21 protein-coding genes are annotated in these 23,995 nt (G+C 50.5%); 14 read left to right on the forward strand and 7 right to left on the reverse strand.

Features of this window, described 5'->3' with window-relative positions:
- Position 1: 1 nt before the first annotated feature.
- The 14 genes from cpsG (at position 2) to ATE40_RS04735 (ending at position 17,711) form a co-directional block, all read left to right on the forward strand.
- The gene (cpsG, locus tag ATE40_RS04670; RefSeq protein WP_063919076.1) at positions 2-1,375 is read left to right on the forward strand and encodes a phosphomannomutase CpsG; all 1,374 of its coding nucleotides are present in this window, start codon (positions 2-4) and stop codon (positions 1,373-1,375) included.
- A 143-nt stretch (positions 1,376-1,518) separates the two neighbouring features.
- Positions 1,519-2,532 carry a UDP-glucose 4-epimerase GalE gene (gene galE / locus ATE40_RS04675; protein ID WP_063919077.1) on the forward strand — a complete coding sequence of 338 codons (1,014 nt, stop codon included), beginning with the start codon at positions 1,519-1,521 and terminating at the stop codon, positions 2,530-2,532.
- Positions 2,533-3,019: 487 nt separating this feature from the next.
- A complete protein-coding gene (gene galU, locus ATE40_RS04680; RefSeq protein ID WP_025159965.1) occupies positions 3,020-3,907 on the forward strand; it encodes a UTP--glucose-1-phosphate uridylyltransferase GalU in 888 nt (295 codons plus the stop codon).
- Positions 3,908-4,221: 314 nt separating this feature from the next.
- Positions 4,222-4,989, forward strand: coding sequence for an ABC transporter permease (locus tag ATE40_RS04685; RefSeq protein ID WP_019454384.1), 768 nt, complete (start codon positions 4,222-4,224; stop codon positions 4,987-4,989).
- Entirely contained in the window at positions 4,989-5,729 is a 741-nt protein-coding gene (locus ATE40_RS04690; RefSeq protein WP_019454383.1) for an ABC transporter ATP-binding protein, read from the forward strand. The genes ATE40_RS04685 and ATE40_RS04690 overlap by 1 nt, the downstream gene beginning before the upstream one ends.
- Before the next feature lie 31 nt (positions 5,730-5,760).
- Positions 5,761-7,641, forward strand: coding sequence for a DUF4422 domain-containing protein (locus tag ATE40_RS04695; protein WP_063919078.1), 1,881 nt, complete (start codon positions 5,761-5,763; stop codon positions 7,639-7,641).
- Positions 7,642-7,648: 7 nt separating this feature from the next.
- Positions 7,649-8,803 (forward strand): UDP-galactopyranose mutase, encoded by a 1,155-nt coding sequence (gene glf, locus ATE40_RS04700; protein ID WP_063919595.1) that lies wholly within the window; start codon positions 7,649-7,651, stop codon positions 8,801-8,803.
- Positions 8,800-9,699 carry a glycosyltransferase gene (locus ATE40_RS04705; protein ID WP_019454380.1) on the forward strand — a complete coding sequence of 300 codons (900 nt, stop codon included), beginning with the start codon at positions 8,800-8,802 and terminating at the stop codon, positions 9,697-9,699. The genes glf and ATE40_RS04705 overlap by 4 nt, the downstream gene beginning before the upstream one ends.
- 14 nt (positions 9,700-9,713) lie before the next feature.
- Entirely contained in the window at positions 9,714-10,856 is a 1,143-nt protein-coding gene (locus ATE40_RS04710; protein ID WP_019454379.1) for a glycosyltransferase family 4 protein, read from the forward strand.
- Between the two features lie 253 nt (positions 10,857-11,109).
- The gene (gndA, locus tag ATE40_RS04715) at positions 11,110-12,516 is read left to right on the forward strand and encodes an NADP-dependent phosphogluconate dehydrogenase (protein WP_042784055.1); all 1,407 of its coding nucleotides are present in this window, start codon (positions 11,110-11,112) and stop codon (positions 12,514-12,516) included.
- Between the two features lie 222 nt (positions 12,517-12,738).
- Complete coding sequence (locus ATE40_RS04720; RefSeq protein WP_063919079.1) at positions 12,739-13,839, forward strand: acyltransferase family protein; 1,101 nt, start codon at positions 12,739-12,741, stop codon at positions 13,837-13,839.
- Between the two features lie 50 nt (positions 13,840-13,889).
- Positions 13,890-14,912, forward strand: coding sequence for a glycosyltransferase family 2 protein (locus ATE40_RS04725; RefSeq protein WP_084799116.1), 1,023 nt, complete (start codon positions 13,890-13,892; stop codon positions 14,910-14,912).
- A gap of 1 nt (position 14,913) precedes the next feature.
- Positions 14,914-16,188 (forward strand): glycosyltransferase, encoded by a 1,275-nt coding sequence (locus tag ATE40_RS04730; RefSeq protein WP_063919080.1) that lies wholly within the window; start codon positions 14,914-14,916, stop codon positions 16,186-16,188.
- A gap of 149 nt (positions 16,189-16,337) precedes the next feature.
- Complete coding sequence (locus ATE40_RS04735; protein ID WP_063919081.1) at positions 16,338-17,711, forward strand: glycosyltransferase family A protein; 1,374 nt, start codon at positions 16,338-16,340, stop codon at positions 17,709-17,711.
- Positions 17,712-17,830: 119 nt separating this feature from the next.
- On the opposite strand, the gene hisIE is transcribed toward ATE40_RS04735, so the two are convergent.
- The 7 genes from hisIE to hisD are packed head-to-tail and all read right to left on the reverse strand — an operon-like array spanning position 17,831 to position 23,992.
- On the reverse strand, positions 17,831-18,451 hold the full coding sequence (hisIE, locus tag ATE40_RS04740; RefSeq protein ID WP_015377251.1) for a bifunctional phosphoribosyl-AMP cyclohydrolase/phosphoribosyl-ATP diphosphatase HisIE: 621 nt from the start codon (positions 18,449-18,451) through the stop codon (positions 17,831-17,833).
- Positions 18,445-19,221, reverse strand: a complete 777-nt coding sequence (gene hisF / locus ATE40_RS04745) for an imidazole glycerol phosphate synthase subunit HisF (protein ID WP_019454372.1) — start codon at positions 19,219-19,221, stop codon at positions 18,445-18,447. Before hisF ends, hisIE begins: the two co-directional genes overlap by 7 nt.
- On the reverse strand, positions 19,203-19,940 hold the full coding sequence (hisA, locus tag ATE40_RS04750) for a 1-(5-phosphoribosyl)-5-[(5-phosphoribosylamino)methylideneamino]imidazole-4-carboxamide isomerase (RefSeq protein WP_004938806.1): 738 nt from the start codon (positions 19,938-19,940) through the stop codon (positions 19,203-19,205). Before hisA ends, hisF begins: the two co-directional genes overlap by 19 nt.
- Positions 19,941-19,945: 5 nt before the next feature.
- On the reverse strand, positions 19,946-20,536 hold the full coding sequence (gene hisH, locus ATE40_RS04755; RefSeq protein WP_063919082.1) for an imidazole glycerol phosphate synthase subunit HisH: 591 nt from the start codon (positions 20,534-20,536) through the stop codon (positions 19,946-19,948).
- Positions 20,536-21,603 (reverse strand): bifunctional histidinol-phosphatase/imidazoleglycerol-phosphate dehydratase HisB, encoded by a 1,068-nt coding sequence (gene hisB, locus ATE40_RS04760; protein ID WP_019454369.1) that lies wholly within the window; start codon positions 21,601-21,603, stop codon positions 20,536-20,538. The genes hisH and hisB overlap by 1 nt, the downstream gene beginning before the upstream one ends.
- Positions 21,600-22,688, reverse strand: a complete 1,089-nt coding sequence (gene hisC / locus ATE40_RS04765) for a histidinol-phosphate transaminase (RefSeq protein WP_019454368.1) — start codon at positions 22,686-22,688, stop codon at positions 21,600-21,602. The genes hisB and hisC overlap by 4 nt, the downstream gene beginning before the upstream one ends.
- Positions 22,685-23,992, reverse strand: coding sequence for a histidinol dehydrogenase (gene hisD, locus ATE40_RS04770; protein ID WP_063919083.1), 1,308 nt, complete (start codon positions 23,990-23,992; stop codon positions 22,685-22,687). The genes hisC and hisD overlap by 4 nt, the downstream gene beginning before the upstream one ends.
- Between the last annotated feature and the right edge of the window lie 3 nt (positions 23,993-23,995).

Here is a 23,995-nt window from a genome sequence, read left to right on the forward strand (position 1 = left end):
AATGCAAAAGTTGACGTGTTTTAAGGCGTACGACATCCGGGGAAAATTGGGAGAAGAGCTGAACGAGGACATCGCGTACCGTATTGGGCGCGCCTACGGCGAGTTTTTGCAGCCTAAAACTATCGTATTGGGCAGCGACGTGCGGTTGACCAGCGAAAGTTTGAAGTTGGCGTTGGCGAGGGGCTTGCAGGATGCGGGTACCGACGTGATCGACATCGGCTTAACCGGTACCGAAGAAATCTATTTCGCTACGACTTATTTGAAAACGGATGGTGGCGTGGAGGTGACCGCCAGCCATAACCCTATCGATTACAATGGTATGAAACTGGTGCGTGAGGGCTCTCGCCCGATTAGCGGCGATACCGGATTACGAGCCATTCAAGAACTGGCAGAGAACAACCAATTTGATGCGCCGGCAGCAACGCGCGGCAGCTATGCCCGCCAGGATGTGTTGGGGGCTTACGTTGAACATATTCTCTCCTATGTCGATGTAAAAAACTTCAAACCGTTAAAGTTGGTGATCAATTCGGGCAACGGGGCGGCGGGGCATGTGATCGATGCGATTGAAGCAACACTGAAGGCTCAGGGCATCCCGCTGGAGTTCATCAAGGTGCATCACCAGCCGGACGGTACTTTCCCTAACGGTATTCCCAATCCGTTGCTGCCTGAGTGTCGCGCGGATACCGCGGATGCGGTGCGTGAGCATGGCGCTGATATGGGCATTGCGTTCGATGGTGATTTCGATCGCTGCTTCCTGTTCGATGAAAAAGGCGATTTCATCGAGGGCTATTACATCGTCGGCCTGCTGGCGGAAGCTTTCCTGCAGAAACAGCCAGGAGCAAAAATCATCCACGATCCGCGTCTGAGCTGGAACACCATCGATGTGGTCGCCGAGGCCGGGGGGGTGCCTGTGATGTCAAAAACCGGCCATGCTTTCATTAAGGAACGTATGCGTGCGGAAGACGCCATTTATGGCGGAGAGATGAGCGCTCACCACTATTTCCGTGATTTTGCTTATTGTGACAGCGGCATGATTCCGTGGTTGCTGGTCGCTGAGTTGGTCAGTGTGAAGGGACAAAATCTGGGGCAGCTGGTACAGGATCGCATTGCTGCCTACCCGTCCTCCGGTGAGATCAATATCAAATTGGCCCAGCCGGCCGTGTCCATTGAAAGCGTCAAACAACACTATTTGTCGCAGGCTGGTGAGGTGGACTACACCGACGGCATCAGCATGGCATTCGCAGACTGGCGTTTCAATCTGCGTTCCTCTAATACGGAGCCGGTGGTGCGTCTTAATGTCGAGTCGCGTGCCGATATTGCGCTGATGAAAGAGAAAACCGACGAAATTCTTATGCTGCTCGCTGCAAAAATTTGACGCTTAGCATATCGAAGAGTCCAGGGTGAGGGCGGCTTTTGCCGCCCTCTCTTCATGGTGCGCTCAGAAGGTTGTATGATGCATCCATTATCAATGGGGTGTTTTTGTCGAACCAGGATGTTGCCGAAGTGTAAGGGGTTGATATGGCAATTTTAGTTACCGGCGGCGCCGGTTACATTGGGTCTCACACCGTGCTATCGCTTCTGGAGCGTGGCGAGGACGTTGTGGTGTTGGATAATTTGTCCAACGCATCTGCAGAGTCATTACAGCGGGTGGAGAAACTGACGGGGAAAGCCGCGGTGTTCTATCAAGGGGATGTTCAGGATGCCGAGTGCCTGCATCGTATCTTTGGCGCGCATCAGATCACTGCCGTGATCCACTTCGCCGGCCTCAAGGCCGTAGGAGAGTCAACGCGTAAACCACTCGAGTATTATCAGAATAACGTCACCGGCACGCTGGTGCTGTTGGATGCCATGCGCCGTGCCGGTGTACATGATTTCATCTTCAGTTCCTCCGCCACCGTGTATGGCGCCAATTCGCCGGTGCCCTATGTCGAGACCACGCCGATTGGCGGCACGACCAGTCCTTATGGCACGTCTAAGCTGATGGTGGAGCAGATCTTGCAGGATTTCGCCAAGGCTGAACCGCAATTTTCGATTATTGCTTTGCGTTACTTCAATCCTGTGGGGGCTCACGAGTCCGGCCTGATTGGTGAAGACCCCAACGGCATACCCAACAACCTGTTGCCGTACATCTCTCAGGTGGCGATCGGCAAACTGGAGAAATTGGGTATTTTCGGCGGTGACTATCCAACGAAAGACGGTACAGGCGAGCGCGACTACATTCATGTCATGGATTTGGCCGAGGGCCATCTGAAAGCGATGGATCACCTGGCAAAGATCAACGGCTTCAAGGCTTATAACCTAGGCGCCGGCGTAGGGCATTCGGTACTGGCGATGGTTCAGGCATTTGAAAAAGCGTCCGGCGTAACGATCCCTTACCAAATATTACCTCGCCGTGACGGCGACCTGCCTGCTTTCTGGGCGAACGCGGATCTGGCATATCGAGAGCTGGGATGGAAAGTTCGTCGGAATATCGATGATATGATGCGCGACACTTGGAACTGGCAGAAAAAAAATCCGCAAGGGTATAAGTAAGAATACTGATATAAAGTTAAACAATGAAAAGCCCACATCAAGCTGTGGGCTTTTTTGTTGTTATCTGTGGCGAGAGAGGGAAGCGCAGTTTTAGTAATTAGCAATCATTCTCAATAACTTGGTGTTTTTGTTAGCGTGCTAATTATATTTTCCTTTCGTGGTCCCCCTCCAACCCTGCAGGCGCAAAAAGTACCAAGAGTCAGAAGACGCTTAGGGTTAGTGAGAACGCGTACGTGATTTTGCTTTTTTTATTGTTATTCAATACATTGAGATTTTTATTGGTGATTGGCGGTTACAGCATAGACAAATGACGTTTTGTCTATGTGGCGTTAATGTATTAACTTCCCACATGGGTGTATAATTCAGCCCGAAGAAAACAGAGGCCCCTTGGTTGCATAGCAGAGGGCGGTGATAACGTTGAGTGTTATCGCGATAATTTTGACATGTTGCATTAATGAAACTGAAGTCGTTGGGAGCCCCCACAGATATGCTGAAAGCTGTCATCCCCGTTGCCGGTCTTGGTACCCGCATGTTACCGGCCACAAAGGCAATCCCTAAGGAAATGCTGCCGGTTGTAGACAAACCTCTTATCCAATACATCGTAAATGAATGCGTTGCTGCCGGTATTAAAGAGATTATTCTGGTCACGCACTCGTCAAAAAATGCGATTGAAAACCACTTTGACACCTCGTTTGAATTGGAAAGCATGCTGGAGTCACGCGTTAAGCGCCAACTGCTGGAAGAAGTTCAGTCTATCTGTCCGAAAGGCGTGACCCTGATGCATGTACGGCAGGGGCAATCTAAAGGATTGGGCCATGCCGTACTCTGTGCCAGACCCCTGATCGGTGATGCGCCTTTTGCCGTATTGCTGCCGGACGTGCTGATGGACGATATTGCCTCTGATCTGACGAAAGATAACCTCGCCAGCATGATTGCCCAATTCGAAGCGCACAGTCGCAGCCAGATCATGGTAGAACCTGTGCCAGAAAAAGACGTGTCCAAATACGGCGTGGTCGATTGTCGCGGTGTGGCCGTGGCGCCAGGCCAAAGCGTGCCGATGCATGCGATCGTCGAAAAACCTTCTCAAGAAGAGGCACCTTCAAATTTGGCCGTCGTTGGCCGCTATGTTTTGGCTGCTGATATCTGGCCGCTGCTGGAAAAAACGCCTTATGGTGCTGGCGGTGAGATTCAACTTACCGATGCCATCGCCATGCTGATGGAGCAAAAACCGGTTGAGGCTTTCGCCATGGTTGGGCGTTCGCATGACTGTGGCGATAAATTAGGTTACATGAAGGCCTTTGTTGAGTATGGTCTTCGTCATCCAACGCAGGGTGAAGCATTTTCTGAGTGGTTAAAGGGGATGTTGCAGGCTTAAGCGTTTGCTGTACCTGACGAATCCAGCCGATTCCTAAAGTAAAATAGATCGGCTGGATGTAGCTTGAGGGCAGGCTACACGCGCTCATCGTGGTGTGTAGCGAACTGGGTGCAGGAAGTTTTCCCGGTTATGAAGTCAAATCAACAGGTTGTTTTAAGTGTGCTCTGGTTGCCACAATGCCAGGGGCGGTAGCGTGGCTGTGATGAGCTCAGAAACGCATGCTACCCGTCATGCCACCCAGGCTACGCTGGACCTGAAGACGTACGGCCATGTTTCATCTGTCAGGGAATTTTAATCTTAAATCGAGTTTTTATATGAAGTATAGCTTAGGTTATCTTTGGGATTTGGCTTCGGTCATCACAGAGAAAGAATTAAAAGTAAGATATAAAAGCAGCTTCTTTGGCTATTTATGGTCAATTGCTAATCCATTACTCTTTGCTATGATCTATTATTTTATTTTTAAATTGGTCATGCGGGTTCAAATACCAAACTATACCATTTTCATTATTACAGGCCTGTTCCCTTGGCAGTGGTTTGCCAGCTCAACGACTAACTCCTTGTATTCGTTTATTGCAAACGCACAGATCATCAAAAAAACCGTATTCCCGCGTTCGGTGATTCCTTTTAGTAATGTCCTAATGGAGTGCCTGCATTTCCTCTGCACGATTCCGGTCATTATCTTCTTTCTCTATGTCTATGACATGCGGCCATCAATCGATTGGCTATGGGGGGTTCCGCTTATCGGCATCGCGCAGATGATGATGACCTTCGGGATCGCGATGATGTTATCGACGCTGAATCTTTTCTTCCGCGATCTGGAACGTTTCATCACGCTGGGCATCATGCTGATGTTCTACTGCACGCCGATTTTGTACTCCGGTGATATGATTCCTGAACAATATCGCTTCCTGATTGATTTTAACCCACTGGCTAACATGATACTGAGCTGGCGTGATCTTTTTATGAATGGCGTAATTGATTATCATCAGATAGGCATGCTCTATGGATATGCGTTGCTGTTCATTATCATCGGCGTCAGCATTTTCAATAAGTTGAAGTACAGATTTGCAGAGATATTATAATGAGCATAGCTATAGAATTTAAAAACGTCACTAAGCGCTATCCATTATACCATCATATTGGATCTGGCATTAAAGAGTTGATTTTTAACCCTCGTAGAGCGTTGAGTTTACTGAGCGGCCGCAGTTATCTGGCGATTGAAGATATCAGTTTCCAGGTGAAAAAAGGCGAATCGGTTGCGCTTATAGGCCGAAACGGTGCAGGGAAGAGTACGTCGCTTGGTTTGGTCGCCGGTGTGATGAAACCATCATCCGGTTCGGTTCATGTTGTTGGCCGGGTGGCTTCGATGCTGGAGTTAGGCGGCGGGTTTCATCCCGAACTGACCGGTCGTGAGAATATTCGACTGAATGCGACGTTGTTAGGCCTTCGTCGTAAGGAGTTGAAGCAGCGTCTGGATAAAATTATCGAGTTTTCCGAACTGGGTGAATTTATCGATGAGCCAATTCGAGTTTACTCCAGCGGTATGTTGGCGAAGCTGGGTTTCTCGGTCATTACGCAGGTTGATCCAGATATTCTGATTATCGATGAGGTCTTGGCGGTCGGGGATATTTCATTCCAACGCAAATGCCTTGAAACCATTAATGAGTTCAAGAAGAAAGGAGTGACAATTCTTTTTGTTAGCCACAATCTTCGTGATATCGAAAAAATTTGCGATAGAGTCATTTGGATAGAAAACCATAAGATGAAAGTTATGGGTGAGGCTCATTCTGTTATAGCGCAATATAAAGAAGCAATGAGTTGAAATTCATAACCGTGATTGCCAGGTAGTGCAAATGCAGAATATTAAAATATATACGTGTCATCACAAGCCTAGCGCTTTTCTCGACTCAAAGTGGATACAGCCAATCCACGTCGGTAAGGCTAATAGCCTTACCGAGATTGGATGCCTTGGTGATGATACGGGGGATAATATATCGTTCAAAAACCCATTTTATTGTGAGCTGACTGCGCATTACTGGGTGTGGAAAAATGCAGAGCCAGCCGACTATGTTGGGTTTATGCACTATCGCCGTCATCTAAACTTCTCTGAAGATCAGCGTATTCCTGAGGATCGATGGGGCGTGATAGGGGCTGAGAAGGTAAGTAAAGAATACCAAGATAAATTTGGTTTGAATGACGAAACGATTCCTCTGTGTCTCGAAGGCGTCGATATTGTTTTGCCTAAGAAATGGGATGTCGGTGCTGCAGGTAGCAAGAATAATTATCAGCATTATAAAATCTCTAACCATCTGCATATCGAAGACTATGATGCTGCATTGGCCGTGTTGGGGGATCTTTATCCCGAATATATCACCGCTGCAGAAAAATTTAACCAAGCATCAGATGGTTATTATACGAATATGTTCGTGATGAGAAAGGATATCTTTGAGGACTATTCAATTTGGCTCTTTTCTATTTTAGATAAATTGGAAGAAAGGCTGAGGTTTAAAGATTACAGCGATCAGGAAAAGCGAGTTGTCGGTCACATAGCAGAGCGGTTACTTAACATTTATGTTGGCCACAAGCGAGAGGTTGAGACCTTAAATATTAAAGAATTGCAGAGAACTTTCATTAAGAATGAGACCTTCTCGGCGACTCTGGAACCTGCATTCTCTGATAATAATGTACCAGTTGTCATTTGCTTTGATGATAATTATGCGATTAGCGGGGCTGCATTAGTCAACTCTATCATTAAGCATGCTAATCCTCTTCTGAACTATGATTTGGTGGTGCTTGAGAACGGAGTCTCTCTGGCGAATAAGCAACGTTTCGTCTCTCTGCTTGCTGCGCATGACAATATTCATCTTCGCTTCTTTGATGTTAACGCTTTTTCAGAGATAAAGAATGCGTTCACACGTGCGCATTTTAGCGCTGCAACCTATGCGCGTTTGTTTATCCCTCGGCTGTTTGCTGAGTATGAGAAAGTGATCTTTATTGACTCGGATACCGTGGTCGAAAATGATTTGGCTGAGTTACTCGATATTCCGTTGGCCGATAATTTAGTTGCGGCGGTAAAAGATATCGTAATGGAAGGATTCGTTTTGCTTGGTGCCATGTCACAATCCAGTGACGGGGTGATGCCGGCGAAGGAGTACCTTTCTTCTTCATTGGGTTTAACCAATCCAGATGAATATTTCCAAGCAGGAATATTGGTATTTAACATCGTTCAGATGAATCAAGAGAATACCTTTTCCAGTCTGATGGAGGCCATGCAGAGCAAGCGCTACTGGTTCCTCGATCAAGATATTATGAATAAAGTTTTCCATGGCCGCGTACATTATTTGCCGTTGGAGTGGAATGTCTATCATGGTAACGGTAATACAGAGACATTTTTCCCCAACTTACCATTTTCGACCTACATGCGCTTCCTTGAGGCGCGTCGTAATCCGAAGGTGATTCACTTCGCGGGTGAGAATAAACCGTGGAATACACGTAGCGTTGATTTCTTCGATAATTATCACAAGAATATACTGAATACGCCCTGGGCTCCGGAGCTTTATGCCCGCTTGCAAGGTGAGAGGAAGGATTTTTCACCCACGCGTAAGAAGAGTGGGGCGCCGATAGTGAAAAACTCCCTAATGTTTATTCTTAATCGTGTAGCGCCGAAAGGGACAACACGGCGTAATGCAATGACCAAATACTACTACAAATTTAGACAGCTAATTACCGGATAATAAGATGATGAAAAATAAGAAGATTTTAATCGTTGGGGCAGGTTTTTCCGGTGCAGTGATCGGGAGAAAGTTGGCAGAACAAGGCCATCAAATTCATATTATCGATCGTCGTACTCATATTGCTGGCAACTGCTACGACGCTCGGGATGAAAAGACGGATGTCATGGTACATACTTATGGCCCGCATATTTTCCATACAGACAACGAGCAAGTATGGAACTTTGTGAATCAGTACGCCACAATGATGCCTTATGTTAACCGCGTAAAAGCGACGGTAAACGGCCAGGTTTTCTCGCTGCCGATCAATTTGCACACCATCAACCAATTCTTTAAAAAGACCTGTTCGCCAACGGAAGCGAAAGCTTTGATCGCCGAGAAAGGCGATTCCAGTATCACTGACCCGCAATCGTTCGAAGAACAGGCGCTGCGCTTTGTAGGCAAAGAACTGTATGAAGCCTTCTTCAAAGGTTACACCATCAAACAATGGGGTATGTCCCCGGCACAGTTGCCGGCTTCGATTCTGAAACGTTTGCCTATTCGCTTTAATTATGATGATAACTATTTCAATCATAAGTTCCAAGGGATGCCGAAAGACGGTTACACCAAGATGGTGGAAGGTATTCTGGAACACCCGAATATCTCGGTGGTGTTGGATACTCAGTTCCAAATGCAAGACCGCGAGGGGTACGATCATGTGTTTTACAGCGGCCCGCTGGACGCGTTTTATGACTTCCAGTTTGGGCGGCTCGGCTACCGTACGCTGGACTTTGAGAAATTTACCGTGGAAGGGGATTATCAAGGCTGTGCGGTGATGAACTATTGTGAACAGTCGGTACCTTATACTCGTATCACCGAGCATAAGTACTTCTCCCCTTGGGAACAGCACGAAGGGTCGGTTTGCTATAAAGAGTACAGCCGCGCTTGCGAAGAAAACGATATTCCTTATTATCCGATTCGTCAGGTCGGTGAAATGGCGTTGTTGGAAAAATACGTTGATTTGGCTGAAAAAGAACATAACATCACCTTTATCGGCCGCCTGGGTACCTATCGCTACCTAGACATGGACGTGACCATTGCCGAAGCATTGAAAACGGCTGAAACCTATCTGGCCAGCCTGGAGCAAGAAAACGCCATGCCAGTATTCACGGTCAGTATCAGATGAGATGTTCGGCGTTAATTGTTACATTCAATCGCCTCGAAAAATTGAAACAATGTTGGGCGGCAACCTCTGCGTTGCCGTTTGTTGACATTGTCATTGTCGATAATGCGTCGACCGACGAAACCCAGTCGTGGCTGCACTGTATCGAAGACAGCCGTTTGCACGTCATACGCGCCGCGCAAAACGACGGTGGCGCTGGCGGATTCAGGCTCGGCGCTGAATATATTGCGAGCAAGATAGACACCGACTGGGTGTTTATGTTCGATGATGACGCTTATCCCGATCGCGCATTATTGACATGTTTCGCTGAATTGACGCAACGGTTCGACTATGCGGCTTACTGTTGCCGAGTCTTGGATAAACAAGGGACGTTATGCAAAATGAACGTACCTTTCAGCAAGATGCCAACGTCGTTGGTACAGACGTTGGGTTATATTTCCAGACCCGGACGTTACACCCCTGCGGAGCATAAGCCTACGGATGTCGTGACTTTCTCATTTGTTGGTGCAATAATACGCAAAGACGTTTTAGCCGCTAACATTGAGTACATCTGGCCAGAACTTTTTATTTATTATGATGATCTTTACTTCTCTTACAGGTTGAGTCAACAAGGGTATCGGTTCCGGTACTCACCAGAGTTGGTATTTCTGCACGATGTGCCTACTAGCCAGGGGGGGATAACCCCGTCATGGAAAGTCTACTATCTGGTCAGAAACCTGCTCCTTTCAAGGACGCTTTTCAACAAACATGAAAGACCTTACTCACTCGGAGCTATCGTGTTACGTATTGCAAAATATTTACTTTCTTTTACCTCTCAAGGCAAAAAAGGCGAATATATTAAATACGTAATGCGCGGTATTGTTGACGGTATATCACGTAAAAATGGTAAACAACATTAGCCGGTAAGAGTTAAATGAAAAAGATTTGTTATTTTATCAACTCAGATTGGTACTTTGAACTGCATTGGGTTGAAAGAGCGCTGGCGGCTAAGGCTGCAGGCTATGAAATCCACGTTGTCAGCCACTTTGTGGGAGACGACATTCAGCAAAAGTTGTCTGAGAAAGGTTTTATCTGCCACGACTCATCGGTATCTGAGCTGTCCATCAATCCGATCAATTTCTTTGGTTCATTGACCAAGGTATGGTCGTTGCTAAAAAAAATTAACCCTGACGTACTGCATTGTATCACTATCAAACCTTGCTTGATGGGGGGGTTCTTCGCGCGTTTTTACAATAAGCCCATTATTTTAGGCTTTGTCGGACTTGGGCGCGTCTTTATGGAGGATAAATTGTCGATGAACGTCATTCGCTATCTGACGTTACATTCGTACAATCATATTTTCAAAAACCCAAAATGCTTGCTGGCCTTTGAGCATGAACACGATCGCGATCGGCTTTTGGCGCTCACTGAAGCGAAGAAAAGCCAAACGGTTGTGATCGACGGCGCAGGGATCAATCCTGATATCTATCATTACTCGCTGGAAATCAACCGCGAAAAACCGGTCGTCTTGTTCGCCAGCCGTTTGCTCTGGAGCAAAGGATTGGGCGATCTGGTCGAGGTGAAAAAGCGGTTGGCGCATAAAGGCGTTGATTTTGTGCTTAATGTTGCGGGAATTTCCATTGTTGACGATCCGGATGCTATTCCGCTGTCGCAAATAGAAGAATGGCATCAGCAAGGGCTCATCAACTGGTTGGGTCGTTGCAGCGATGTCTATAGTCTGATTGAAGCTTCTAACGTTGTCGCTCTGCCTTCTACGTATTCAGAAGGCATTCCGCGTATTTTGCTGGAAGCGTCTTCGGTTGGGCGTGCTTGCATCGCTTATGACGTGGGCGGTTGCCAAAGTCTGATTATTGATGAGTACACCGGAAGTCTGGTAGAGATGCGTAATATCGATGTCTTGGCAGTGAAGTTGGAGCAGCTGCTTACCAGCCCAACCAAGCGCGTCGAGATGGGGGTGCGCAGCCGTGAGCGTATCGAGAGCAAGTTCGCCTCATCATTGGTTATTGATGACACGCTAAAGCTCTATCAGCGCGCGATCGCAACCGGAAGTTATTGAGCGTCTTGTGAAAGTTGGGTTTTTCGCTGAAAGGGCAGTGGAAAACCCAAATTTGTAAGCAAGAGCCATGGCATTAACCTAAATCGCTGTTATTGTCGCGATTGTGCAATTTTTGATGGTTCGTAATCTGTTGCAAAGCCTATCGCACCAATCACTACCCACCCGGCTCAATCCTGAGTTAACATGTGTGCCACATCACAAAACCTGTTGGCCCGCGTTGCCAACAGGGTCATCCTCAGACAGGAGTTCCTAAATGTCCAAGCAACAAATCGGCGTTGTCGGCATGGCGGTAATGGGCCGCAACCTCGCGCTTAACATCGAGAGCCGTGGTTACACCGTTTCCATTTTCAACCGTTCTGGCGACAAAACTGACGAAGTGATCGCTGAGAACCCGGGCAAGAATCTGGCGCCGTATTACACCGTTGAAGAGTTTGTTGAATCGCTGGAAAAACCGCGCCGCATCCTGCTGATGGTGAAAGCGGGCGAAGCAACGGATAAAACCATTGCCTCGCTGACTCCGCACCTGGACAAGGGCGATATCCTGATCGACGGCGGCAACACCTACTATCAGGACACCATCCGTCGTAACCGCGAACTGTCCGACCAGGGCTTCAACTTCATCGGCACCGGCGTTTCCGGCGGTGAAGAGGGCGCGCTGAAAGGGCCTTCTATCATGCCTGGCGGCCAGAAAGAAGCTTACGAGCTGGTGGCGCCAATCCTGGAGAAAATCGCTGCGGTTGCGGAAGGCGAGCCTTGCGTGACCTACATCGGCGCAGACGGTGCCGGCCACTATGTGAAAATGGTGCACAACGGCATCGAATACGGCGACATGCAGCTGATTGCCGAAGCCTATTCTCTGCTGAAGCAGGCGCTGAATCTGAGCAACGAGCAGTTGGCCGAAACCTTCGCCGAGTGGAACAAGGGCGAACTGAACAGCTACCTGATCGACATCACGAAAGACATCTTCACCAAGAAAGACGAAGAGGGTAAATACCTGGTCGATGTGATCCTGGACGAAGCCGCCAACAAAGGCACCGGCAAGTGGACCAGCCAGAGCTCGCTGGATCTGGGCGAACCGCTGTCGCTGATCACCGAGTCGGTGTTCGCACGCTACCTGTCTTCGCTGAAAGACCAGCGCGTTGCCGCGTCTAAAGTGCTGACCGGCCCGAAAGTGGCGCCGTTCACCGGCGACAAAGCCGAATTCATCGAGAAAGTGCGTCGCGCGCTGTATTTGGGCAAGATCGTGTCCTACGCGCAGGGCTTCTCTCAGCTGAAAGCTGCGTCTAAAGAAAATAACTGGGATCTGCACTACGGCGAAATCGCCAAGATCTTCCGCGCCGGCTGTATCATCCGTGCCCAGTTCCTGCAGAAGATCACCGACGCTTATGCGGCGGACGCAGATATCGCCAACCTGCTGCTGGCGCCATACTTCAAGCAAATCGCCGACGAGTACCAGCAGGCACTGCGTGACGTGGTGGCTTACGCCGTACAGAACGGCATCCCTACGCCAACCTTCTCCGCTGCGATCGCTTACTACGACAGCTACCGTTCTGCGGTGTTGCCGGCGAACCTGATCCAGGCGCAGCGCGATTACTTCGGCGCTCATACTTACAAGCGTACGGATAAAGAAGGTGTCTTCCACACCGAGTGGTTAGATTAACATACTGTAATTGTTTAATATTTTAAACCGCCATGCCATTGGCATGGTGGTTTTCTTGGCTTTAATTAATTATTTCTGTTAGCCGTTCCTGCATTCATTGTTGCTAATTCATTTGGCGCCATTCCCTCTGTCTTCAATATTGCGAAATTACCAGGATAGCATATATATGCTGACTCTCAACGACATTATTAGATAGAGAGAAAGGTTTATACTAAGGTTTTTATGAAAAAAATAACCTATCTTGAAGGTTTACGGGGTATATGCTGTTTTATTGTTATTATTGACCACTGTGTCAGCATCTATAAACCAGATATTAGATATACATCGTTTAGCGAAATCGGAGGAATGCTTCGGCGGTTAATTGCATGGACACCGTTAAATATAGTTTACAGTGGGATTGCGCCTGTTTGCATTTTTTTCATTCTAAGCGGTTTTGTTCTTTCAATTAAGTTCAATAAAACCCACGAGAGTAGTGCCATATTCAATGGCGTTGTAAAGAGGTACCCGAGACTAGTTCTTCCTATTTTAGCCTCTATGCTAATGAGTGCATTGCTATATTATGTATTGAAGCATACAACTGGCCATGTGATTGAACTTGGTTTTATGCCAGCGATTCTTGAAGCGGTATATTTCGCGCCTTTCCAACATGTACCGCTGCATAATTATGCGCTGTGGACTATATCTTTCGAACTTTATGGTTCTTTTATTGTTTTCGGTCTGCTTGCTTTTTTCGGCATGCATCGTAGACGACTAATATTTTATGCATTAGTTTTCTCTTTCCTTTATGCATGGGGCTCCTTTTATTGTCTCTTCGTCTTTGGAATGATTCTAAACGATGTATACATTGAAAATAAATTTAAAATCCATGGAGTGCTGCGTGCGCTTATGTTTTTGATCGGCATTGTGCTGGCAACTTCGCCGTATGAACGGGATGGCGTGTATTTATATGGCGGTGTCTATAAATACATTGAATATATTTCCTTCGGTTCATATCGGGATACTTATCAAATGCTTATGTTGACGGGAAGCATGCTTGTTTTTATGTCGATTTTAGGCGGCAGTTTGAGCGAAAAGTTGCTCGAAAACAAGTTGGCGCAGTTTTTGGGACGTATTTCTTTCCCCTTATATGTCGTACATGTCTGTATACTTAATATTATTGCAGCAATAGCGAAGAGTTATTACGGTGATATACACATGTCTACATTCATCATGCTGTTGTTAGTTACCGTATCAGTGTGCCTACTGCTTTCTTATTACTTTGAAAAGTATGTTGACTTGCCCTCAATCAAAATGGCAAATGTATTCGCTAAAAAAATAGCATAGTTTTAGCAACCATCAAATATATAGCTGACATTTCTAAGTGGATCCAATGAATGAATAAGGATGCTATGATCGACGTTAAGAGTAATGCTTCCGCAGCAAGCGAAAGTGTTAAGGTCTCGATAATAATCCCGGTATACAATGCTCAGAATTCCATTGTTGCAACCCTGGATTCTATTTTACGTGCGATTAAGAGTACACATGAAATCATCCTTGTCGATGATTGCTCAAGTGACAATACTATCTCGGTGATCGAGGATTATCTTGCCCAGAGAGAAAATATCAAGCTCATTAGGCAAGAGAAAAATCAGGGGCCTGGTATTGCCCGAGATGCAGGCCTGGCATCAGCGAGCGGTGAGTATACGATCTTCTTCGACAGCGATGACTTTATGTTGCCTAATGTGGCTGATAATGCCATCGCCAAGCTTGAAAAAGAAAAGCTGGACGTTGCTGTAACTCAGTACAATATCGTTTATGGCAAAGCCAAAGAAAGTATTGGCATGTGGGAAGGCGATGAGAAATTGTTTGAGGAAGTACGTGTAAAACATGGTGATATTCTTTCTCTGAAAATGCTACCCGATTTTCTGACGCTAACAAACTATCCTTGGAATAAAGTCTGTAGAACACGATTTTTAAAGGATAATGACATAAAATTTGGTAGTTTACGTCTGCATGAAGATATTTTACCTCACTGGAAAATATTGATGAATGCAGAAAAGATTGCCATTCTGAACGATGCAATATGTAATTATATGCTTTGCCCAGAAGGCAGCAATGTGACTAATAATAAAAGTCAGTTACGTATGCAGTGCGTGGATGCTATTGCCGAATTATATGACTATATTAAGTCAGACAAGCGCCATGATGTCTATACAACGAGTTTCTTCGTGTTTAGCGTTAATCTGGTTGATTGGGCAAAAGAAAATATAGTCATTGACTTCAAGTCAGCGCTAACCTCCAAAGTGAGAGACGTTTTCCTGCAGAGCAGCTACAGCGATCTGCAAAAAGTTTTCCACACGAATAAATATATTCATTCTAAAGTGTGCGAGTATTTAGTTAATAAAAAGGTTTTTTGAGATGACTGCAAAATTATCTATCATTGTCACATCCTATAACATCGAAAAATACATTGGCGAATGCTTGGACAATGTTCTGGCCCAATCGTTAGAAGACATTGAAGTCATTGTAGTGGATGATGGTTCTAAAGATAGTACGCCGAAAATTATCGAATCATATGCAGAGAAAGATAAGCGTATCATTCCTATTCTGATGAAAGAGAATTCACCTGGTGGGGTTGCTACCGTTGCCAATATTGGCATGGAAGCAGCTACGGGCGAATTCATTGGTTTTGCCGACGGTGACGATCTTTACGATCCGACAATGTTCGAGAAGCTTTATAACATTGCAGTGGCTGAAAATGCCGACGTCGCGATGTGCAATTTCCTCGAATTTGAGACAGAAACCGGTATCGAAAATGCGCCGTATGAACCTGCGTGGGCGCCATTGGCGAAAGAGCCTGTTTGGGATATCCGCAGCGTTGAGAACAAGAAGAAAGTTCTCGAGTTATTACCGGTGCCATGGCGTAAAATTTACAAGCGTAAACTCATTACTGACAATAATCTGAAATTCCCTGTTGGAAAATACTTCTTTGAAGATAATGGGTTCCATTGGTTTGTCACGTTAACGTCAGATAAAGTCTGCTTTATCGACGAAGTGCTGTGCTATCACAGACGTAATCGTGCCGGCCAGACGATGATGGCCGGCGGGGATCGGTTACTCGGTGTTTTCCTGCAGCACCAGGTTATTTTTGACTATCTTGAAAAGTCAAAAATGCTGGCGCAATATCGCGAGTATTCACTCAACTGGCTGATTGGTCATATTGCTTGGGTAAGCCAGGTTCTCACACCTACATTTTCCACAGAGTTCTACCAAACGCTGTTGCCGCATGTAAAACGCTATCAGAAAGATGAAATTCAGCGGTATTTGTCCACACGCTTCTATGATAGAAAAACGGTTGGTCTCGTTATCGCACTGATGAAAGAAAACAGTGCAGATTTCTCAAAAGTTATGAATGGCTGGGTAGCGAAAACGAAGGCTGAAAAATTACGCTTCAACTACGACAAACTGGGAGCGAGTGGTTTGCTAAACATGCTAGTACGTGTTGGCAAGCATAAGTTTGTCGAGCGCGGGCTACATCGAAAGAGTACGCGAACTTTGTTAATTGATAACAATGCAAAACTGGATTCTATTCATTGGCGTTTGTCGGAGTTAGAGCGAATGATCGAGTCTGGGTTTATTCTGCAAGAGCAGAGAATTGCAGAAATAAAAAAACAGGTTGAAGAGATTAAATAAGCAGAAGTGAGCCTTATGCGGTAGCATAAGGCTTTTTTCATTTAATCTCCTTCGATTCTATGATTATGGGATTAAACGCGGGAGGTTTCACTGGGGGCCAATGTCATTTTAAAAGTTGGCTTTATTACAATAAACATGGTGGAATAATAATGTCTGAAGATAAAACGATACCCTATGTTTCGGTAGTCATGCCAGTTTTTAATGCCGAGATTTATATTTTTGATGTCATTGATAAAGTCAGAAAGCAAACACTGAAATCGCTCGAGATTATTATCGTTGACGATAATTCCACGGATGGTACCAAGGCGATCCTGGAACGTATTGCCGCCGAGGATGACAGAGTTATACTGCTTTCAGGAATTGAAGGTGGTGGGGCCGGTGCTGCGCGCAATGTTGGTTTAAGCCATGCTAGAGGTGAGTTTGTTGTTTTCCTCGATGATGATGATTTTGTTGATGAAAACCTGATGGAAAAAGCCTATTCAATGGCGAAATCGCATGATGCCGATGTTGTCATTTATAGAAGCCAGTTCTATAACGTTCAGCAGGATAAGCATCTGTCGATCCACTGGTCTATACGCACAGATCTACTGCCACAAAAAAATGTATTCTCTTCCGTTGAGATTAAGAAGGATTTTTTCAACGCTTTTGTTTGGTGGCCTTGGGACAAAATGTTGAAACGTGAGAGGATATTGGCCGAAGGTTTACAATTTCAGCAGATAAGAACCTCAAACGATCTTTATTTCATTTGTGCGTTCGTTTTGTTATCTGAAAAAATATGTATTCTCGATGATGTATTAATTGATCACACGGTTTCCAGAGAGACATCTCTGTCTAATACTCGCGAAAAATCCTACCACTGTGCAATTGATGCGTTGGAAGCATTGAGATCCTTAATGATTGAACGAGGGATCTATTATGATGGACGAAAAATCGATTTTATCAACTATTCGGCTTCGTTCCTAGAGTGGCATTTGAATACCCTGTATGGTAAGGCTTACTTCACATTATATGAAGATATCAAAAGTTATCTGAATAAACTCGGTGCCAAGCTCGAGGATTTTTACGAAGAAAGAACACAAGTCTTTTTCGACAGTCTTTATCGTTTGTCAGCGAATGACTATCTCTTTTATTTAAGTCGACGTTTACAGAATGAAAATGATGAGCTGGTTTCTGCTAATTATGATCTCTCTTCTGCCAATCGCGAAGCCGCGTCGTCTTATCAGATATTATCTACCTCTTATCAAGATGTTTGCGCTGAGTTCAAACGAAAAGAGGAAACGGAACAAAAGCTTCATGCTGAACAGCAAGCTATGGAGGCGAAGTTGAGTGCCCTGGAGGCTCGGCTCAGAGCTCATGAAGGGGTTATTCTCGAGAAAGACCACCAATTGAGAGCCGCTGACAGCGAGATAGAGTCGCTTACGCATCAACTCAGAGAGTGCGAAATGCGTAATCGTGAGATCGTTAATTCCTGGTCATGGCGGCTGATGGCTCTGTTCCGTCCTTCGCGTAAAAACGGAAAATAAAGAATCACGTAGTGGGGCTGGGGAGAGCTCTCTTCTGCTGCAGAGTTCGATTCCTGTGAACAAATCATAAGCCGCCGAGGTTAACGCCCGGCGGCTTTTTTATTGCGCGTAATTTAGCGTCACGCTTTTTTCTGATGCCGCTCGCGCAGCCGGCCGATCACCGCGCTCAGATCCAGATCCTGGTCCTGTAGCAGCACCAGCAGGTGATAGATCAGGTCCGAGGCTTCGTTGGTCAGCTCTTCGCGATCATTGACCGTGGCGGCCAGCGCGGTTTCCACGCCTTCCTCCCCAACCTTCTGCGCGATGCGCTTGGTGCCGCTGGCGTACAGGCTGGCGGTGTACGAGCTGTCCGGGCTGGCGTGCTTGCGCTCCGCCAGCAGCTGTTCCAGCTGATAGAGGAACGTCCAGTCGCTGGCGGCCGGGTGGAAGCAGCTGCTGTTGCCCAGGTGGCAGGTCGGGCCGATCGGGTTGGCCAATACCAGCAGCGTGTCGTTATCGCAGTCCGGCGTGATGCTGACCACCTTGAGGAAGTGGCCGGAGCTTTCACCCTTGGTCCACAGGCGCTGCTTGGTGCGTGAGAAGAAGGTGACGTTGCCGCTCTGCTCGGTGGTCGCCAGCGCTTCCGGCGTCATGTAGCCCAGCATCAGCACTTCGCCGGAAACGGCATGTTGCACGATGGCGGGCATCAGGCCGTCGGTTTTTTCCCAGTCCAGCTGGTTTCTTTGTTGTTCTGTCAGCACACGCGAATCTCCACGCCTTGTTCAACCAGGAACCTTTTCAGTTCGCCGATATTGATGATTTGTTTGTGGAACACCGACGCCGCCAGCGCGCCGTCGACGTCCGCATCGCGGAACGCCTCCAGGAAGTGTTCCATGGTGCCCGCGCCGCCGGAGGCGATCAGCGGCACCTTGCAAGCCTCGCGTACCAGGCGCAGTTGCTGTAGATCGTAACCGTTGCGCACGCCGTCCTGATTCATCATGTTCAGCACGATCTCACCGGCGCCGCGGCGCTGCACTTCCTGCACCCAGTCGAGGGTTTCCCACTGGGTGATGCGGGTGCGGCTCTCATCGCCGGTATATTGGTTGACGTGATACTTGCCGGTTTCACTGTCAAACCAGGTATCGATGCCCACCACGATGCACTGCACGCCGAAGCGATCCGCCAGGCGGCTAATCAGCTCGGGATCGGCCAGTGCCGGGGAGTTGATGGAAATCTTGTCGGCGCCGAAAGACAGGATCTGGCTGGCATCCTCGGCGCTTTTAATGCCGCCGGCGACGCAGAACGGAATATCAATCACCTCCGCCACGCGCGATACCCAGCTTTTGTCCACCACCCGGCCGTCGCTCGAGGCGGTGATATCGTAAAATACCAGCTCGTCCGCACCTTCTTGCGCATAGCGCTGCGCCAGCGGCACGATGTCGCCGATGATTTCGTGGTTGCGGAACTGCACGCCTTTCACCACTTGCCCGTCTTTAACATCCAGGCACGGGATTATCCGTTTTGCCAGCATGCGATCGCCTCCTCAACGCTAAATTTACCTTCCAGCAGGGCGCGCCCCACGATCACGCCGGCAACGCCGCTGCCGCGTAGCTGTGCGATGTCGTCCAGATTGCCGATGCCGCCCGAAGCCTGAAAGGCCACCTGCGGATAGCGGCGGCTAATCTCCTGATACAGCGCCACGTTGGAGCCGGCCAGCGTGCCATCGCGCGAAATGTCGGTACACAGCACGTGCTTCAGGCCGTAGGGCAGGAACTGCTCCACCACCTGTTCCAGCGTGGCGTCGGAATCTTCCTGCCAGCCGCTGATGGCCACGCGTTTTACGCCCTGCGCATCGATGCGCACATCCAGCGCCAGCACCAGTGCGTCGGCGCCATAGCGCTCGAACCAGCTTTGCACCAACTGCGGCTGTTTCACCGCGGTGGAGCCGATCACCACGCGCGTGGCGCCGGCCTCCAGCAGAGCGCTGACGTCCTGCTCGTTGCGGATGCCGCCGCCAACCTGCACCGGCACGTCAACCCCCGCCAGCAGCTTGCGCAGCAGCGGGATCTGGCGCGCGGCCGGATCCTTGGCGCCGGTCAGATCGACCAGGTGCAGCACCTGCGCGCCCTGTTGTTGATAGTCCTGCAGGCGCAGCAGCGGATCGTTGCCGTAGTCGCGCTGTTGGCCGTAATCGCCCTGGTGCAAACGCACCACGTTGCCGTCGATCAAATCCAAAGCCGGAATAATCATGCTGCCTACATCTCCAGAAAGTTTTTCAACAGTTGCGCACCGGCCGCTCCAGAACGTTCTGGATGAAACTGCACGCCGAAGAAGTTGTCTTTTTGCACGGCGGCGGTGAAGGGCTCGCCGTAGTTCGCCTGAGCGATGGTGCTGGAGCATATCGGCATCGCATAGCTGTGAACGAAATAGAAGTAGGCACCGTCATCGATGCCGCGGAACAGATGGTGGCCCGCCTGCGCAGACACCTGGTTCCAGCCCATGTGCGGCAGCGGCAGGCCGAAGTCGGTCATCTGCTTCACCGGCGTATCGATGAGGCCGAGCGTGGTTACGCCGCCGTTCTCCTCGCTGCTGGTCGCCAGCAGCTGCATGCCGAGACAAATGCCCAGCACCGGCTGCGTGCAGGCCTTGATCAGCTCGATCAGATCGCGCTCGCGCAGCTGATCCATCGCCGCCTGCGCGGTGCCGACGCCCGGCAGGAACAGCTTGTCGGCGCGCAGCACGATCTCCGGATCGCGGCTCACCTCCGGCTGATAACCCAGGCGCCGCACCGCGTAGGTGACGGAGGCCAGGTTGGCGCAGCCGGTATCCAAAATCACCACGTTCATCACAGCACTCCTTTCGAGCTCGGCAGGGTATTGCCTTCGACGCGGATCGCCTGGCGCAGCGTGCGGCCAAACACTTTGAACAGGCTCTCGACCCGGTGGTGGTCGTTTTTGCCCTTGGTCTTCAGGTGCAGAGTACAGCCCATGGTATAGGAGAGCGAACGGAAGAAGTGCTCGACCATTTCAGTGCTGAGATCGCCGACGCGCTGATAGTTGAACTCGGCCTTGTACTCCAGGTGCGGGCGGCCGGAGATATCCAGCGCGCAGCGCGCCAGGCATTCGTCCATCGGCAGCACGAAGCCGAAGCGGGCGATGCCGCGCTTGTCGCCCAGCGCCTTGTTCAGCGCTTCACCCAGCGCCAGACCGGTGTCCTCTACCGTGTGGTGATCGTCGATATACAGGTCGCCTTTGACGTCGATCTCCATGCGAAAGCCGCCGTGGGTGGCGATCTGATCCAGCATGTGGTCGAAGAAGCCGACGCCGGTTTTGATCTTGCTGCCGCCTTCGCGATCCAGCCAGACGTTGACGTCGATTTGCGTCTCTTTGGTCACGCGGTTAACCCGCGCGTGACGATCGCGCAGGGTCAGCTGGCGCACGATCTCTTTCCAGCCCAGCACGCCGCGCTGGTAGCGCAGCCCCTGAATGCCCATGTTTTCCGCCAGCTGCACGTCGGTCGGCCGATCGCCGATCACGTAGCTGCGGGCGGCATCCAACACGCCGGGTTCGAGATATCCCTTCACCAGCGCGGTTTTCGGCTTGCGGCAGTCGCAGTTGTCCGCCGGCAGGTGCGGGCAGATCAGCACATCGGCGAACTGAATGCCCTGCGAGCTGAGGATCTGCATCATCAGGTTGTGCGGCGGATCGAAGGTTTCCTGCGGGAAACTGGCGGTGCCGAGCCCATCCTGATTGGTGATCATCACCAGCTGATACCCCGCCTGCTGTAGCGCCAGCAGAGAAGGGATCACGTCCGGCTCGAGCGCCAGCTTGTCCAGGCGGTCAACCTGGAAATCTTCCGGTGGCTCGGCGATCAGCGTGCCGTCACGATCGATAAAGAGGATTTTTTGGCTCACATTGGCTCCTGGCGAGTCTGGTTGGCGCCGGGCAGGGCGGACAAGGCGTCCACCACGCGTTGACATTCGTCGCGGGTGCCTATGGTGATGCGCAGGCAGCCGGACAACCCGGGCTGTTTGTTTTGGTCTCGTAAGATAATGCCCTGATCCCACAAGCTTTTAAACACATTACTTGAGGCGGTGAAGCGGGCCAGCAGGTAATTGCTGTCGCTGGCGAAAACCTGCTCGACGCAGGCGCATTTTTCCAGCTGTTGCTGCAGCCAGCTGCGGGTGGCTGCGATGTCGGTGACGCGCTGACGCATGGTGCGGATGCCCTCTTCGCTCAGCGCCTGTGCGGCGATATCCGCCACCGGCGTCGAAAGCGGGTAAGGCGCGATCACCTTCAGCAGCAGGGCGATCAGATCTTCGTTGGCGAGCGTAAAGCCGCAGCGCAGGCCTGCCAGCGCAAAAGCTTTCGACAGCGTGCGCAGGATCGCCAGGTGCGGATAGTCGCTCAACCAGCCCGCCACCGAAGCCTGCGGGCAAAACTCGATATAGGCTTCGTCCACCACGACGATCGCCTTGCCTTTGGCCAGCTCCAGCAGGCTGCGCAGAGAATCCGGGTCGATCAGGTTGCCGGTCGGGTTGTTCGGGCTGCAGACGTAGATCAACTTCACGTTGTCCATACTGTCTGCGATGGCGGGCAGATCCAGCTGCCAGTCCTCTTTGGCGGCCACGGTACGGCGCTCCACGCCAAAGGTTTCGGCGCTGACGGCGTACATGCCGTAGGTCGGTGGGCAGAACAGAATGGCGTCTTTACCCGGCTCGCAGAAGGCGCGGATCAGCAGCTCAATGCCCTCGTCGGCGCCGCGGCTGACCAGCACCTGTTCTTTCTTCACCCCGGCGTAGGCGGCGTAGCGTTCGATCACCTGCGCCGGCTGGCACTCCGGATAGCGGTTGAAGGTTTGCGCGGTCAGCTGGAATTCCGGCGCGATCGGGTATTCGTTGGCGTTGAGCCACACATCGCCCTTACCGCCGAGGCGGCGCGCCGATTGATAAGGGGTCAGCTCGCGAACGTTAGCGCGCGCCAGTTTTTCGATGCTCATGCTTGCTCCTTCAGGGCGGCGACGCGCAGGGTCACGGCGTTCTTGTGGGCGATCAGCTGCTCGGCGGCAGCCAGCGTCTCAATGGTGGCGGCCAGGTTGCTGAAACCCTGCGGCGTCAGCTCCTGCACCGTCATGCGTTTTTGGAAGTCGGCCAGTCCCAGGCTGGAGCAGGTGGCGGTGTAGCCGTAGGTCGGCAGCACGTGGTTGGTGCCGGAGGCGTAATCGCCGGCGGACTCCGGCGACCAGTCGCCGAGGAACACCGAACCGGCGCTGGTGATGCCGTCCACCAACTCGCGTGCATTGCGGGTCTGAATGATCAGGTGCTCCGGGCCGTAGCGATTGCTGATTGTTACGCACTCTGCCAGATCGCGTGCCACGATCAGGCGGCTGCTTGCCAGCGCCTGGCGGGCGGTGTCGGCGCGCGGCAGCTCGGCCAGCTGGCTTTCCACCGCTTCGGCTACCGCCTGCGCCATCGCCGCGTCCGGCGTCAGCAAGATCACCTGAGAATCCGGGCCGTGTTCGGCCTGCGACAGCAGATCCGAAGCGACGAACGCCGGGGTGGCGCCGGCGTCGGCGATCACCAGCACTTCCGAAGGGCCGGCCGGCATGTCGATGGCCGCACCGTCGAGGCGTTGGCTGATCTGCCGCTTGGCTTCGGTCACGAAGGCGTTGCCCGGCCCGAAGATCTTCGCCACGCGCGGCACGCTTTCGGTGCCGAACGCCAGGGCGGCGATCGCCTGCGCGCCCCCGACCTGAAACACTTCCTGCACGCCGCACAGCTGCGCCGCATACAGGATCTCATCGGCGATCGGCGGCGGCGAGCACAGCACCACCCGGCGGCAACCGGCGATGCGCGCCGGCGTCGCCAGCATCAGCACGGTGGAGAACAGCGGCGCCGATCCGCCGGGAATATACAGGCCGACCGAGTCGATGGGGCGGGTCACCTGTTGGCAGCGCACGCCAGGCTGCGTTTCGACGTCTACCGGCGGCAACCGTTGCGCGTTGTGGAAGGTTTCCACGTTGGCGACGGCCACTGCCATCGCCTGTTTGATGTCATCGCCCAGTCGGGCGCAGGCGGCGGCGATCTGCTCGTCGCTGACGCGCAGCGCGGCGACCTGCGCCTTGTCGAAACGGGCGCTGTAGTCGCGCAGCGCCCGATCGCCGTTGGCCTTCACGTTGTCGAGGATCTCACTCACTGTGCGGGTGATGCTGTCGGAAGCGGCGATGGCCGGGCGCATCAGCAGCTCTGCCTGGCGTTCGGCGCTGCACGTTGCCCAATCGATCGGCGTGTTGAAGGTCGACATGGC

The organism is Serratia surfactantfaciens (assembly GCF_001642805.2).
Lineage (GTDB): Bacteria > Pseudomonadota > Gammaproteobacteria > Enterobacterales > Enterobacteriaceae > Serratia > Serratia surfactantfaciens.